This is a genomic window from Streptomyces sp. LX-29, from assembly GCF_029541745.1.
In the GTDB taxonomy this organism is placed as follows: domain Bacteria; phylum Actinomycetota; class Actinomycetes; order Streptomycetales; family Streptomycetaceae; genus Streptomyces.
The window spans coordinates 550,750-565,360 of the sequence record NZ_CP089746.1; the positions used below are offsets into that span (position 1 = coordinate 550,750).

Below are 14,611 nucleotides of genomic sequence, written 5' to 3' on the forward strand. Positions count from 1 at the left end.
TCATCCCGTTGACGTGTGACACGGACCCATGCCCGCCTCCCCGGCGGCTCCTTGCGGCCCGTCCCCACCCCACGCCCCCGAGGATCCACGTTGCGCAAGCTACGCAAGATATCCAGACCCGCCGTGCTGCCCGCGCTCAGTGCCCTGGCGCTGCTCGCCGTCGGCTGCTCGGCCACCGGAGCGTCCGACACCACCGACGCCGGGCGGGCCGCCGACTCCCGGCCGACCGCTCCCGTGTCCGCGACGCCCGAGGCCCGCGACGCCCACGAGGCCGGACAGCTCGCGGTCGGCAAGGCTCCCACCGCGTCGGCCACCCCGACCGCCGTCGCGCGTCCGAGCGGCGGCGGACAGCCGGCCCGCAAGTCCGCGCTGAAGATCAGCTCGTTCGACCGGAAGAGCGGACGGGCCGTCATCTCCCGTCCCACGCGCCCCGCGTCGAAGGCCACCCCGAAGGCTGAGGCCGGGCAGACGCCCGCCGCGGGCTCCGGGGCGGACGACCAGAACGTGGCCGTCGGCGACGTCGTCGCCAGCGCGCCCACCCCCGGCGCCCCCGACGGCGTCCTCGCCGAGGTCACCCAGGTGCTCCGCACCACCGAGCAGGGCACCGAGGTGAAGACCGCCCCGGCCACCCTCAACGCGCTGCTGGGCAGTGCCAAGGCACGCGGACAGGTGCCCGTGGACCCGGCCTCCGTCGAGGTCGAACCGCTGGTCAAGGGCGTCAAGGTGTCCTGGACGGCAAACGGCGGCGTGCACTCCGGGCCGCAGGGCACCAAGGTGCCGCTGGGCAATCTGCGGCTGGACGTCGGCACCGGGATCGCCACCGCCGAGGACGCCCCGGTCTCCGCCAGCGCGTCGGTCTCCGGCTTCGTGCAGCTCGCCCCCGAGGTCGAGTTCTCCTACGACGGCTCCGGCGGCGCCGGCTCGCCGGGCGGCGCGTACCTGGGCCTGGCCGGCGACTGGTCCTCGCAGTGGCAGCTGAAGGGCCAGGCGGCGGCCCGCACCCCGGAGGGCAAGCCCCTGCGGATGCCGTTCGCCAAGCTGCACGCCGATCCGGTGATCCAGGTCGGCCCGGTCCCGGTCGTCGTCAATCTCGACCTCACCTGCTACCTGGCGGTGGACGCCGACGGCAAGGTCAGCGTCGACGTCAAGGAGGAGCTCAAGGGCGACTTCCGCGTCGGCGGCAGCTACAGCCGGGCCAAGGGCTGGAAGACCGTCAGCGAATCCGACATCAAGGCGTCCCCGGTGAAGGCCAGCGTGGCGGCGGCGGGCAAGGTCAAGGCCACGCTGGGCGCCGAGGCCACCGTCGGCCTGTACGGCGCGGCGGGCGTGACCGCCGAACTCGCCCCCTATCTGCGCGGTGAGGGCGAGGTCAGCGCCACCGGCTCCAGCGACGGCACCGGCTCCGCCGTGGGCCACTGGCTGGTCGCGGGCGGCGTCGACCTGTCCGGAGCGCTCCAGTTCCAGCTGAAGATCTTCGGTACGCCGATCTTCGAGAAGCGGATCCCACTCGGCTCCCTGCACCACGAGTGGAAGCTCGCGGAGGGTGGCGGGTCGGTCCGCACCAGCCCGACCAAGCGCGGTAGCTGACCGCCCGCGCAAGATCCCCACGGCCACCCGGCCGGCGGGCGTGCCCGGACCACCCGGGCACGCCCGCCGGCCCCGCCGCAGTGGTCCGCGGCGGGGGCGGCCGGGCGGTCAGCGGGTGGTGTAGCCGCCGTTGAGGAAGAGCGTCTGGCCGTTGGCCCACCAGCCGTCGGTCAGCAGATGGCGGACCCAGGGCACGATGTCCTCGATCTTCGTCAGGTCGCCGTTCATCGCCGACGACTTGTGGTACGCGACGGAGTCCTCGTCCTCGGCCGGGTAGAAGAACGGGGTGTCCATCGGCCCCGGCGCGATGCTGTTGACCGAGATGTTCCGACCGAACAGCTCCTTCGACAGCGCCCGGGTGAAGTGCTCCACCGGAGCCTTGCTGCCGGCGTAGGAGGAGTACAGCCCGGTGTAGGCGGCCAGCAGCGAGGTGACGATGGTGATGATCTTCCCACCGTCCTCCATACGCCGGGCCGCCTCGCGCATCACGAAGAACGCGGCCTTGGAGTTGACCGCGAACATGCGGTCGTACTCCTCTTCCGTGATCTCGGTCAGCGGCTTCTTCAGGACCATGCCGGCGGTGTTGATGCTGTAGTCCAGCTTCCCGAACCGGTTGAGGACCTCGTCGAAGACCCGCTCGACCTCGGCGACCCGGGTCAGGTCGCCCTGGATCGCGAACGCCTCCCCTGGGCCCGCGTTGATCCGCGCGACCACGTCCTCGGCCTTGGCCCGGGAGGAGTCGCTGTTGTAGTGCACCGCCACGAGGGCGCCCTCGGCCCCCAGGGTCGTACTGATCAGCCCGCCGAGGTTGCGCGACGCGCCGCCCACGAAGGCGACCTTGCCACTCAGCGTCCTGTCGGGGGTGTTGACCATGACAGCCTCCTTGCACATGCGTCCGACGGAGCGCGGCACCGGCGCACCGGATGCCGCGCCAGAGCCCACCCTCGCTGCCGCTGCCCCAGGGATCTTGAACGATCCGATCGCCACTGGAACAAACCGCTCACCGGTGGCCGGCCGGGGTGCCTCGACGCGGTCAGCGCTGCCCGTGGCCGTCCCGCAGCAGGCCCGGAGTGGTGCCGGTGTGGCGTCGCATCATCCGCGTCAGATGGCTCTGGTCGGCGAAACCGTGCTCCAGGGCGATGTCCGCGATCGGTCGGTTCGTGGTCAGCAGAGCCCGCCGGGCCCGCTCCAGCCGCAACTGCGTCACATATCGGTGCGGGGACTCCCCCACCGACGCCTTGAACGCCCGGGTGAAGTGCGAGGCACTGACCCCGGCGACCCCGGCGAGGTCCGCGAGCCGGATGCGGGAGGCCAGGTTGGCGTGGATGAAGTCCAGGACCTCGGCCAGCCGCCGCGGCGGCAGCCCGCCCTCGCGCTCCGGAGGGCCCGCCGTGCTCCCGCACGCCCGCATGACCAGGGCGGCCGCGGCCTGCACCAAGGACTCCGTATAGAGGGCGTCGGGCGCGCCGGGCCGCTCGAACTCGGTCACCAGTCGTTCGACCAGCATCGTCAGCAACGGATCGGTGAAGTGGAAGCGGGGCGCCAGCTCGAACCCGCCCTCCGCGCCCTCCTCCGCGGCCAGCTTCTCCAGCCACGCCGGTTCCATGGCCAGCAGCAACAGCTCGACATCGTCCTGCCACCGCGGCCGCGAGGCCCACCCCGCCGGGTTGACCAGCGCCTCCCCGGCGTGAAACCGCTCCCGGCAGGCCGTACCGTCGGCGGACCAGCGCAGATTCGCGGACCGTCCGGTATGGACCACCAGAACATGCCGCGTCGGCCCGGTGGGCGGCGGCACACCGTCCGCTGCGCCCGCCGCGCGCTCGACAGCCCGCTCCACCACCGCATGCCCCAGACGGTCACCGCTGCCCGACAGACATCGAAGATGTGGCTTGATGCGCGAACCACTCACACCGCCCATCTTCGCCCGCTCCCTCCCGGAACGCCTCCCGGCTCTTGTGGAACGCCATCCGGCTCTCCCGGAACGCCTCCCGGCTCCTGGAATGCTTCCCGGCTCTCGTGGAGCGCCATCCGGCTCTCCTGGAACGTCGTCTCGCCCGGACGGGCGCGGCCGCTCACCGGGCTCGGGTGATCATCTCGGCGAGGGCGGCGATGGGTGGCCACGACCACTGGCCGGCGCGCGCGACCAGGAAGCTGCGGCGGGTGCCGGCGAGCGGATCCAGCACCCGGAAGGCCACGCCCCGCCGTCCCCGCTCGATGCCGGACTCGGCGAGCAGCGCCACCCCGAGCCCCGCGCCGACCAGACTGTTGACCAGGTGCAGGCTGTCCACGCGGTGGGCGATCCGCGGCGCGAAGCCGGCGAACGCGCACACGCGCTGCACCAGCTCGTCGTCGTCGGTGCCGCGCGAGTTGGCGATCCAGCCGGTGGTGGCGAAGTCCGCCAGCCCGGACACGGCGATGGGTCGGTCGGCGTGCGGATGATCCGCAGGGACGGCGAGGTACAGCGGCTGCTCCTCGAACTGCCGGGCGCTGAGCTCGGGCGGCAGCGTGCGCGGCACCCGGCTGTAGTCGTAGACCACGCCGAGGTCGATGCCGCCGGAGCGCAGCAGCTCCACGGTGTGCTCCGGCTCGTGCTCGTTCACCTCCACCTCGACCCGCGGATGCCTGCGCCGCAGCCGGGACAGGGCGGGCAGCACCACCGGTTCGACCGCCGTGAAGAAGGTCGCCAGCCGGACCCGTCCGACGGGCTCCGCCTCGCCGTGCAGCTCCGCCCGGGCCTCCTCGACCGCGGCGAGGATGCCCACGGCGTGCTCGACCAGGCGCTCCCCCGCCGGCGTCAGCCGCACCCGGCGGCCGACCGGGGTGAGCAGCGGCACTCCGACCTCCTGCTCCAGCACGGCCAGGTGCTTGGAGACCGCCGACGTCCCGTACCCGGTGCCCTCCGCCACCGCGGCCATGGTGCCGAGCCGGTGCAGCTCGACCAGCAGTCGGAGCCGGCCCAGGTCCGGGAGCTGTCGCATCGCCTCTACCGCCACCCCGGCATCGTCCACCATCGGTGGACGATACGTCCACAACCAGCCCGTGGACAGAAATGGACGAGAAACGATCAAATGACCGGGTGACAGCCAGCACCGCCCCCGCCCCGAGCGCCTCCTCCCCGAGCGCCCCCTCCCCCAGCACCCCCGCGTCCGCCCCGGCGCGCCCGTCGCCGAAGGCGACGTCGGAGGTGTCGTCCCGAGGCGCCGCCCCGAAGCATCCCGGGAGCCACCGTGTGCCGGGGCCCGCGCTCCTCCTCGTCGCCATGGCCGTGCTGCACACCGGGGGCGCGCTGGCGACCGAGCTGTTCGGCTCCCTCGGCCCGGCCGGCACCACCTGGCTCCGTCTGTCCTTCGCCGCCGTGATGCTCCTCGCCTTCACCGGGCGGTCCCTGTGGCGCGTGGTACGGACGGCGTCCCGGGCCGACCTGCTGGCGACCTGTCTGCTGGGCGCGGTGAGCGCGGGCATGATGCTGCTGTTCTCCGAGGCCGCCGCCCGACTGCCGCTGGGCACCGCCACCGCCCTGGAGTTCCTGGGCCCGCTCGCCGTCGCCGTGGCGGCGTCACGGCGGCCCAGGGAGCTCGCCTGGCTCGGGCTGGCCGCCTCCGGGGTCCTGCTCCTCACCTCGCCCTGGGGCGGCGCCGCCAGCCTCGCCGGGGTCCTCTTCGGCCTGGGTTCCGCGGCCTGCTGGGCGCTCTACGTCATCGGCACCGCCCACGTGGGCAGCCGCTTCTCCGCCCAGCACGGGCTCGCCATCTCGCTGGCGGTCGCCACCGTGGTCGCCGCGCCGTTCGGCGCCCCCGGCGTCGTCACGGGCGTGACCTGGGAGACGGCCGCCGCCGCGGCGGGCATCGCCGTACTCATGCCGCTGGTGCCGTTCCTGCTGGAGATGATGGCTCTCCAGCGCATGGGGAAGACCGCCTACGGCACGCTGGCCGGGCTCGAACCGGCGGTGAGCATGCTGGCCGGTGTGGTCCTCATCGCCCAGACCCCCGACCTCCAGCAGCTCGCCGGCACCGTACTGGTGGTCGTCGCCGGCATCGGCGCCGCGCGCGCGGACGCGTCCCGGGCCTGAGCCCGCCGGCCCGGGCGTACCCCCGTCGAGCGTCGCGCCCACCGGGGCGGCGGCGTTTCTCCCCCGCTCCGCCGCCCCCTCGGCGCACCGGATCAGGCCGGCGCCGGCTCAGGTCAGCACCGGCTCAGCCCGGCGCCCGGCTCGTCTCAGCGCTGACTCACCCGAACCACACGCAGCTGTGGCGATGCCAGGATGTCCTTCTCGCAGAAGCGGGCGGTCACCATCCTGCCGGCCGAGAAGAGCTCGGTCTGGTCGCTGTAGTGCGGCGATCCGGGGTCGGCGGACTGGGAGTACGACAGCACGGTGCGGGCGATCGGGCACGGGCCGCCGTCGAAGCCCACGGCCTGGATGTAGCTGGATCCGAACGGCACCTCGGCATAACCGCCGCGCGCCGGGTCCCAGTCGGCATCGATCATGTTCCAGACGCCCAGCGCCTCCGGGCCGCCCCCGATCGGGATGCGCTTGCCGTTGCGCTCGACGAACTGGTGCCGGCCCAGCGGGGCGTCGAGTGCGATCTTCGCGGCACGCAGCTCGGCCACGGTGTCCGCCAGCGCGCGGGCGAAGGCGGGGTGTCCGGTGTTGAGCGTGTTCGGCGTGGTCAGCGGCTTGGCCGGATCGAAGGGCACACGCCACAGCTCCGCCTCCGGCACCTGCGCGACCAGGCGGCCGGCGAAGCGCTCGAAGAGCAGGGCGCCCTTGCTGCCCGTGCGCATGGTGCGGTCCCAGCGGGCCAGGACGCGGCACGCCGCGGAGACGTCGACGACCGTACCGTCGCTGCCGGTCGCCCGCCCGGCCGGCAGCTCGGCGCAGGCCGCCGCCGCGTCGCCGGCGGTCAGGGCACCGGTGGGTGAGCGGTCGGCGAACTGCTGCCGCTGAAGGTCGGCCACGGTCAGCCCGCCGCGCTTCGCCAGGGCCGAGACGTCCTCGACGGCGCCGCGCGTCCGCAGCGAGCGGCTGGTACCGGTGTCGCCGAAGATCCGCGGGTATCCGGTCAGCGGGCGGTCCGCGTTGGTCAGCCAGGGGCTGTCGTTGGAGTTCTCCGCGTACGGCGCGTCGACCAGGGTCGGCATCCTGGACGGGCCGAACACCCCGGGTTGCAGGGCGTCGGAGTCCCGGCCGAAGGCGCAGCCGCCGCGGGAGCCGTCGAGCACGGCGAGCCCCATGCCCGGGTACGTCTGGCGGCCGAGCGCGGTCGAGCAGCTCTCGGCGAGCGCGTCGGTGACCCGCGGCAGCACCTGCGACTGGGTGTAGAGGCTGTGCCCGCCGGAGTCGGCGGCGACGGTGTTCACCCACGGCAGGCCCTGGGTGCGGCTCAGGGTGCGCTGGATGTCCCGTACGCTCCGCGACGTGCCGAAGCCCAGCGAGGTGTCGGTGAACCGCAGTTGGGCCGCGTTGGGGTCGTTGAGCGCGTACGCCGAGCCCTTGGTCCACGGCAGCGGGAACTCCCTCCCCAGCCCGGTCACCACGGGCCCGTGCCGGGTCCACCACTGGGTGCGGGTGACCCGGGAGACGGTCCCGTCCTTCGCCCGTACGGGCACCGTGACGGTGCGCTCGGTCATCCGCTGCGCCTTGCCGTCCACCAGGTAGGCGCGCGGGTCGCCGGGGACGAGCTTCAGCTCGTGGAGGCTCAGCGGCACGCCCGTGGCGACGGTGTGGCTCCACGCGACGTCCGCGTTGTAGCCGATCTGGACGACGGGCGAGCCGAGCAGCGAGCCGCCGGAGACGTCGAGTTCGCCGGGGATGGTCTGCTGGGCCTGCCAGAAGCGACGGCCACCCTGCCAGGGGTAGTGGGGGTTGCCGAGCAGCAGTCCGCGCTTGCCGGCGGTGGTGGCGCCGGAGAAGGCGACGGCGTTGGAGCCCATGCCGGAGTTGCGGGCGGAGAGGACGGCACGGGCGGCGGCCGCGGGGTCCTCGGGGAGGGACGCGGTGCGCGCGGCGACGCCGGCGGGCGGCCGTGCGTCGGTGATGCCGTCCACCGCCAGGCCCTGACCGCTCAGCAGGATCAGGGCGTAGCCGCGCCGGGCCACGTCGACCGTGGTGATCGGGCGGACCCAGTCCTTGCCCCGGCACTTCGGATCATCGATCCTGTTTTTCGCCAGCCAGGCGTTGTAGCCGGCGGCCCAGCCGCGCATCAGCTCCTTGCTCTGCCGGGAGGGGCCGGCCGGCGCCGGCTGGGCGAGCATCTTCTCGACGGTCCGCGTGTCGCGTATGCCGGCGAAGAACAGGTCGCTGGAGAGGTTGGTGCCGGCGCTCGACAGCGACCCGTCGGTTCTGCCGTCGGCGCCGAAGTGGCGGGAGCGCTCCCCGCGTACGGTGACGAACCCGTCGGCGAGTGTGCAGATCTGGTCGGCGGCCTGGGCCCAGCCGGTGCCGAAGCCGAGGTTCGCGTAGTCCTTGGCGACGATGTGGGGAATGCCGTACTCGGTGTAGCGGATCACGGCGGACAGTCCGCCGCCGGACGCGCGCTCCCCGGCGCGGGCCGTGGCGTCGGCCGCGGTGGCCGGCAGCATCGAGGCCCCGGTCAGCACGGCGAGTCCGCCGACGGTCAGGGCGCGCAGACGATGACGTAAACGCAATTCGACTCCCCTCGGGAGAATCAGGAGAACACTTCATCCTTCTGACTGCGGCAAGAAGGACGCCGCGTGAGGGGAGGAGGTTGTCATGAGGGCGGCCGGGCAGACCGGTTCGGCCGGCGCGGCTGAGGTGCCCGGGCGGATCGTCGTCGACGACGGCGGGGCGGAGGAGCGCGGGGGCCGTCCGGTGGGCCGTGCGGGCGGCCCACCGGGATCGGCCTCTAGGTCAGTGGGAGCGCCTTGGCACCCGACAGCACCGGCACGAGGGCGTAGTTGCCGTCCCCGGCACCGCAGGACGGCCGGGTGTCGGCCGTGTCGGACACGTTCGTCCCCGCCGCGAACCGACCGTCACCGCTCGTCACCACCGTCGAGAAGTGGTTGGTGGCCGAACCGGAGTAGAACATGCACTGGTGCACGTTGACGTGGTGACCCGTGGTCAGGTCCAGTGCCTTGACGCCGGACAGCAGCGGTACCAGGGCGTAGTTGCCATCCCCGGCGCCGCACGACGGCCGGGTGTCGGCCGTGTCGGACACGTTCGTCCCCGCCGCGAACCGACCGTCGCTGCTCGTCACCACGGTGGTGAAGTGGTTGGCGGTCGAGCCGGAGTAGTACACGCACTGGTGCAGGTTGAGATAGCGCCCGGCGGTCACGTCGAGCGCCTTGGCAGCCGACAGCAGGGGAACGACGGTGTAGTTGCCGTCCCCGGCGCCGCAGGACGGCCGGGTGTCGGCCGTGTCGGACACGTTCGTCCCCGCCGCGAACCGACCGTCACCGCTCGTCACCACCGTCGAGAAGTGGTTGGTGGCCGAACCGGAGTAGTACATGCACTGGTGCAGGTTGAGATAGGTGACGGCCTGTTGTCGCGGCCCCTGGGCGTGGGCCGTCACCGGTGCGAGCAGTAGGGCGGTGGCGCCGGCCGCGGCGGCGAGCCACTTCCTGAGGTACCCCTTCGGGCGCACGGTGGTTCCCCCTCTCCGCTCCCTTCGGCAAGGAGCAGGGACAGGAGAGCACGGCGCGTCGCCCACGGGTCAACGCCGCCGACTAATCCACCCGATGGGGTGGGTCAGGAGCCTTGGGGCGCCTGCCTGCCGGCCCGCCACTCCGGCGCGAGCACCGACCAGACCTCCATGTCGTGCCGCTTCCCCCGGTAGGCGTAACTCTCGCGCAGCACGCCGTCCTTGGTCATCCCGAGTCGCCGGGCCACGGCGATGCTGGCCGCGTTCGCCGCCGAGACGTGCCACTCGACGCGGTGGATGCCGCGCTCCTCGACGGCCCAGTCGATGAGCAGGCGCACGGCCCTGGTGACCAGGCCCCTGCCGGCGGCCGACGGCTCCAGCCAGCAGCCCGCCTCGGCGTTGGCCTGCGGGACGTCCATGACCCGGAGGATGACTCCGCCGACCAGCTTGTCGCCGACCCAGATGCCGTGGATCCGCCCGGTGTCGGTCGCGGTCTTGTCCGCGTAGGACTGGAGGTACGCGCGGCTCGACTCCAGGTCCGTGACGATGTCCGGCAGCCCGACGTACTGCCCGATGTACTCCCGTCCCCGGTCCATGTGGGCGAGGAACTCATCGGCCCGCCACGGTTCGAGCGGGCGCAGCTCCGCACCGTCGTCGTCCAGGGATATCGCGTACATCCTCACCCTCCACGGTCGGTACCCGCACAGCTTCGCAAGTGATCTTCTCATGCGTACTTCGGCGCATCTTTTGCGCCGTCCGACCGCGGCGAACAGACTTCCCTCATGACCGTACGCGACGAATCACGAGAGTGATATGCGCCCCTTCGGGGTCCGCCGGCGGCTGACGGTCGGCGTGCCGACCCTGGCGGCGGTGCTCGCCCTGGGCAGCTACGGGCCGTGCCCGCCCCGCTCGGAGGGGACCGCCGCGGCCTCGCAGGGTGCGCGGCGGCCGTCAGAGCGGCAGGTCGTGGCCGCGCTGCGGGTCCAGGTGCTCCAGCGCCTCCCCCACGACCCACGGGCCTTCACCGAGGGGCTGGAGATGGCCAACGGCATGCTCTACGAGGGCACCGGCGGTCTCGCTCGTGGCGAGTCCGCCGTCACCGCCGGTCCCGTGGGGCGGCCGCCGGTCCGCAGGGCCGAGCTGCCGCCCCCGGTCTTCGGCGAGGGCATCACCGTCCTGGGGCGCACGCTGTGGCAGCTCACCTGGCGCGACGGCATCGCGGTCGAACGGGACGCCCACACCCTCGCCGAGCGCCGCCGCGTGACGTACACCGGGGAGGGCTGGGGGCTGTGCCACCGACGCCGCGACGGTCGGCTGGTGATGAGCGACGGGTCCGACCGGCTCGTCTTCCGCGATCCGAGCACCTTCGCCGTCACCGGCACGGTCGCCGTCACCGAGCACGGCCGGCCCGTGACCGGCCTGAACGAACTCGAGTGCGTCGACGGCGACACGGTCTACGCCAACATCGACCGGGCCGGCCGCCTCGTGCGCATCGACGGCGCCACCGGCGCGGTCACCGGCAGCGTCGACGCCTCACAGCTGCTCACTCCCGCGGAGAGCCGGGAAGCGGGCGACCTGAACGGCGTCGCGGCCGTGCCCGGGACCGATCAGTTCCTGCTCACCGGCAAGCGCTGGCCGAAGATGTTCCGGGTGCGGTTCGTCGACGTCGGTCCTCGGCTCGGTTCACCCGAAGGAGGGCCGCGCCTCCCACGGGTGGACACGCGGGCGGGGTGGGCGCGCCGGGGAGGTGGGCCGACGCCATGACGTGAGCGCCGGCCGGAGCGGGTCCTACAGCCCCTGCCAGGACGGCTTGGCGGCGTAGGTGGCGCGGAAGTAGTCGGCCAGCCGCAGCTTCGCGGCGGCCGCCTCGTCCACCACCACGGTGGCGTGCGGGTGCAGTTGGAGCGCGGAGGCCGGGCAGGCCGCGGCGACCGGGCCCTCGACCGACCGGGCCACGGCGTCGGCCTTGCCCGCGCCGGTGGCCAGCAGGACCAGGTGGCGCGAGTCCAGGATGGTGCCGATGCCCTGGGTGATGACGTGGTGCGGCACCTGGTCGATGTCGCCGTCGAAGAAGCGCGCGTTGTCCTGGCGGGTCCGCTCCGTCAGGGTCTTGATCCTGGTGCGCGAGGCGAGCGAGGAACAGGGCTCGTTGAAGCCGATGTGGCCGTCGGTGCCGATGCCGAGCAGCTGGAGGTCGACGCCGCCCGCCTCGCCCAGCGCCCGGTCGTACGCCTCGCAGGCCGCCTGCACGTCCTCGGCGTTGCCGTCGGGGCCCAGGAAGGACTCCTCGGTCAGCCCCAGCGGCTCCACGACCTGGCGCAGCACGGTCGACCGGTAGCTCTCGGGGTGCCCGGCCGGCAGCCCGACGTACTCGTCAAGCTGGCAGATCCGCGTCCGCGAGACGTCGACGGCGCCGGCCGCGACCTTGGCCGTCAGGGCCTCGTAGACGGGCAGCGGGGTGGAGCCGGTGGCGACACCGATCAGGGCGTCCGGCTTGCGGCGCACCAGGGCGGCCATGGCCTCCGCGATGAGCTCGCCGCCTGCCCTGGCGTCCGGAACGATGACAACTTCCACGCTTGGCCTGCCGTTTCTGGAAGTGGGGGTGGGTGGTTCTCGAGCGGTCGGGTGTGGGGGGCGGCCTCGGGCCCCGGGGCCCGAGGTCCGGGGGCGCCGGGGTCCGGGGATGCCGGGATGCCGGGGCGCCGAGGTCGCGGCCGAGCGGCGGGGGACCGTCTGTGGCGCCCCCGACCGCGCTGGGGCCCGCCCACACCGACGGGCCCCCGCGGCATGCTCCCGCTCAGCCCTCTTCGGAGAGGACCGCTTGTGCGGCGCGGCGTGCTTCGTCGGCGGTGTCGGTGGCGCGGGCGGCGGCTGCCGCGCGTTCGCATTGGGCGAGGGTGTGGTTGGCGAGGGTGGCGCGGACGTAGGGGATGGCGGTGGCGCCCATGGACAGGCTGGTGACGCCGAGGCCGGTCAGGACGCAGGCCAGGAGGGGGTCGGAGGCGGCTTCGCCGCAGACTCCGCAGCTCTTGCCTTCGGTGCGGGCGGCGTCGGCGGCCAGGGCGATGAGGTCCAGGAGGGCGGGTTGCCAGGGGTCCTGGAGGCGGGAGAGGGCGCCGACCTGGCGGTCGGCGGCGAAGGTGTACTGGGCGAGGTCGTTGGTGCCCAGGGAGAGGAACTCGACTTCCTGGAGGAGGGAGCGGGCGCGCAGGGCGGCGGAGGGGATCTCGACCATGGCGCCGAATTTGGCGTTGAGTCCGGCGGTGCGGCAGGCGTCGGCGAAGGCGCGGGCGTCGTGGCGGTCGGCGACCATGGGGGCCATGACGTCGAGGTGGACGGGGAGTCCTTCGGCGGCTTCGGCCAGGGCGGTGAGTTGGGTGGCCAGGATGTCGGGGTGGTCCAGGAGGGTGCGCAGGCCGCGGACGCCGAGTGCGGGGTTGGGTTCGTCGGTGGGGGTGAGGAAGTCCAGTGGTTTGTCGGCGCCGGCGTCCAGGACGCGTACCACCACGCGGCCTTCGGGGAAGGCTTCCAGGACGCTGCGGTAGGACTGGATCTGCTTGTCCCGGGAGGGGGCGTTCTTGCTGTCGTCGAGGAAGAGGAACTCGGTGCGGAACAGGCCCACGCCCTCCGCCCCGGCCTCCACCGCGGCCGGCACGTCTCCCGGGCCACCGATGTTGGCCAGCAGCGGCACCTTGTGACCATCGGACGTGGCACCGGGACCGCTGGAGGCGGCCAACGCCGCCCTGCGCTCCTCGGCGGCCTTGGCCAGCTCGGCGCGCTTGGCCCCGCTCGGCTCCACGAAGAGGTCGCCGGTGCTGCCGTCGACGGCGACGACGGTGCCCTCGGTGATCTCACTGGCACCCGGCAGGGCGACGACGGCGGGGACGCCCAGGGCGCGGGCGAGGATGGCGCTGTGGCTGGTCGGCCCGCCCTCCTCGGTGACGAAGCCCAGCACCAGCGTCGGGTCCAGCAGGGCGGTGTCCGCGGGCGCCAGGTCCCGCGCGATCAGCACATACGGCTCGTCGCTGTCCGGCACACCCGGCATCGGCACACCCAGCAGCCGCGCCACGATCCGGTTCCGCACATCGTCCAGGTCGGCCACGCGCTGCGCCATGTACTCCCCGGCGCCCGCGAGGAGTTCCCGGTATCGCGAGAACGCGTCGTAGACGCTCCGCTCGGCGGTGCCGCCGGCCGCGATCCGACGGTCCACGTCGGCCATCAGCTCGGGGTCCTGCGCCATCAGCGCCTGGGCCTCCAGGACCGCCTGGGCCTCGCCCCCGGCGAGGTTGCCGCGCGCCGTCAGGTCGGCGGCGGTCGCCTCCACGGCGTGGCGGGCGCGCTGCTGCTCACGCTCGGCCTCCTCCGCCGGAATCTCCTTGACCGGCGGCTCCAGGACGGCCGTTCCCATGTGCCGTACCTGACCGATCGCCACACCGTGGCTGACGCCGACGCCCCGCAGCGTTGTCTCCATGTCACCTGTCTCCGTGAGAAGCGACGGCACCGGCCGCCGCGATGTGTCGACCGCCGCCGCGGTCATCCCCATGCGAACAGCTTGTCGCCGGCCTGTACGTCGCCGTCCTCGGCCATGTCGCTCAGGGCCTCCGCGGTCGCCTCCAGGGCGATGACCGGACTGATCGGGGACTTGCCCGCCGCCTCGACCGCGGCCGGGTTCCAGCGGATCACGGGCTGGCCGCGCTCGACCGTGTCGCCCTTCTCGACCAGGACCTCGAACCCCTCGCCCTTGAGCTGGACGGTGTCGATGCCGAGGTGGGTGAGCACGCCGTGCCCCGCGGAGTCGAGGACCACGAAGGCGTGCGGGTGGACGGAGACGATGACGCCGTCCAGGGGCGCGACGGCCTCCGAGGGCTCGCGCAGCGGGTCGACGGCGGTGCCCGGGCCGACCATGGCCCCCGAGAACACGGGGTCGGGCACCGCGGCAAGGCCGACGGCGCGTCCGGTGAGCGGCGACGTCACGGTTGTCATGTGGGGGGCCTTCCTGTGTGAGGCAGGTCAGAGCGAAGGCAGCGTGTCTCGATGACCTTCGCCAGCGCGCGCAGCGCGTCCGGAATCCGCCGTGGGCGTTGTCACCGGGGCATGCCGGAGTGGCGGCGGATCGCCTTCTCGACCCTCGGAGCTCTCCGACGGGCCGCGTGCGCCGGCCGTCGGATCACCCCGTGGTCACCGGCCGTCGCTGCCGTCGACCGGTGAGGACGTTTGTAGCCGATCGACCGGCAAGAGGTCTACTCCAATCGACCGGGCGCCCCCACCGACGCCCGGCGCCCGCCACACCCACCCACCGACCATCCGACCACTAAAGCCCATCTGACCTGCGGTTTCTCTCGCCTGCGCGGCACGCCGGGGCGTGCCGCGCAGGCGAGCTCATTCTGAAGATTTCTTTCATAAGTCGAGCGTGCTACTGTCGGCAC

12 protein-coding genes are annotated in these 14,611 nt (G+C 73.1%); 3 read left to right on the forward strand and 9 right to left on the reverse strand.

Going from position 1 to position 14,611, the window contains the following annotated elements:
• Positions 1-90 precede the first annotated feature (90 nt).
• Positions 91-1,587, forward strand: coding sequence for a hypothetical protein (locus tag LRS74_RS02500; RefSeq protein WP_277739410.1), 1,497 nt, complete (start codon positions 91-93; stop codon positions 1,585-1,587).
• 108 nt (positions 1,588-1,695) lie between these two features.
• Here LRS74_RS02500 and LRS74_RS02505 read toward each other — a convergent pair whose 3' ends face one another.
• The 3 genes from LRS74_RS02505 to LRS74_RS02515 all read right to left on the reverse strand — a co-directional run bounded on the left by LRS74_RS02505 (position 1,696) and on the right by LRS74_RS02515 (position 4,598).
• Complete coding sequence (locus LRS74_RS02505) at positions 1,696-2,460, reverse strand: SDR family oxidoreductase (protein WP_277739411.1); 765 nt, start codon at positions 2,458-2,460, stop codon at positions 1,696-1,698.
• Between the two features lie 160 nt (positions 2,461-2,620).
• Positions 2,621-3,346, reverse strand: a complete 726-nt coding sequence (locus LRS74_RS02510; protein ID WP_277739412.1) for an AraC family transcriptional regulator — start codon at positions 3,344-3,346, stop codon at positions 2,621-2,623.
• A 313-nt stretch (positions 3,347-3,659) separates the two neighbouring features.
• The gene (locus LRS74_RS02515; RefSeq protein ID WP_277739413.1) at positions 3,660-4,598 is read right to left on the reverse strand and encodes a LysR family transcriptional regulator; all 939 of its coding nucleotides are present in this window, start codon (positions 4,596-4,598) and stop codon (positions 3,660-3,662) included.
• A gap of 218 nt (positions 4,599-4,816) precedes the next feature.
• Here LRS74_RS02515 and LRS74_RS02520 point away from each other — a divergent pair, with 218 nt between their 5' ends.
• Positions 4,817-5,656, forward strand: a complete 840-nt coding sequence (locus LRS74_RS02520) for an EamA family transporter (RefSeq protein ID WP_277739414.1) — start codon at positions 4,817-4,819, stop codon at positions 5,654-5,656.
• Positions 5,657-5,802: 146 nt separating this feature from the next.
• On the opposite strand, the gene LRS74_RS02525 is transcribed toward LRS74_RS02520, so the two are convergent.
• The 3 genes from LRS74_RS02525 to LRS74_RS02535 form a co-directional block, all read right to left on the reverse strand.
• Positions 5,803-8,232 carry a penicillin acylase family protein gene (locus tag LRS74_RS02525; RefSeq protein ID WP_277739415.1) on the reverse strand — a complete coding sequence of 810 codons (2,430 nt, stop codon included), beginning with the start codon at positions 8,230-8,232 and terminating at the stop codon, positions 5,803-5,805.
• Between the two features lie 218 nt (positions 8,233-8,450).
• Positions 8,451-9,188, reverse strand: a complete 738-nt coding sequence (locus LRS74_RS02530) for a hypothetical protein (RefSeq protein WP_277739416.1) — start codon at positions 9,186-9,188, stop codon at positions 8,451-8,453.
• A 104-nt stretch (positions 9,189-9,292) separates the two neighbouring features.
• Positions 9,293-9,862, reverse strand: a complete 570-nt coding sequence (locus tag LRS74_RS02535; protein ID WP_277739417.1) for a GNAT family protein — start codon at positions 9,860-9,862, stop codon at positions 9,293-9,295.
• A 136-nt stretch (positions 9,863-9,998) separates the two neighbouring features.
• Between LRS74_RS02535 and LRS74_RS02540 the strand changes: the two genes are divergently transcribed.
• Positions 9,999-10,949, forward strand: coding sequence for a glutaminyl-peptide cyclotransferase (locus tag LRS74_RS02540; protein ID WP_277739418.1), 951 nt, complete (start codon positions 9,999-10,001; stop codon positions 10,947-10,949).
• A gap of 24 nt (positions 10,950-10,973) precedes the next feature.
• Here LRS74_RS02540 and nagB read toward each other — a convergent pair whose 3' ends face one another.
• The 3 genes from nagB to LRS74_RS02555 all read right to left on the reverse strand — a co-directional run bounded on the left by nagB (position 10,974) and on the right by LRS74_RS02555 (position 14,168).
• Complete coding sequence (gene nagB, locus LRS74_RS02545; RefSeq protein ID WP_277739419.1) at positions 10,974-11,759, reverse strand: glucosamine-6-phosphate deaminase; 786 nt, start codon at positions 11,757-11,759, stop codon at positions 10,974-10,976.
• A gap of 223 nt (positions 11,760-11,982) precedes the next feature.
• Complete coding sequence (gene ptsP, locus LRS74_RS02550; RefSeq protein ID WP_277739420.1) at positions 11,983-13,656, reverse strand: phosphoenolpyruvate--protein phosphotransferase; 1,674 nt, start codon at positions 13,654-13,656, stop codon at positions 11,983-11,985.
• Positions 13,657-13,718: 62 nt separating this feature from the next.
• Positions 13,719-14,168 carry a PTS glucose transporter subunit IIA gene (locus LRS74_RS02555; RefSeq protein ID WP_277739421.1) on the reverse strand — a complete coding sequence of 150 codons (450 nt, stop codon included), beginning with the start codon at positions 14,166-14,168 and terminating at the stop codon, positions 13,719-13,721.
• Between the last annotated feature and the right edge of the window lie 443 nt (positions 14,169-14,611).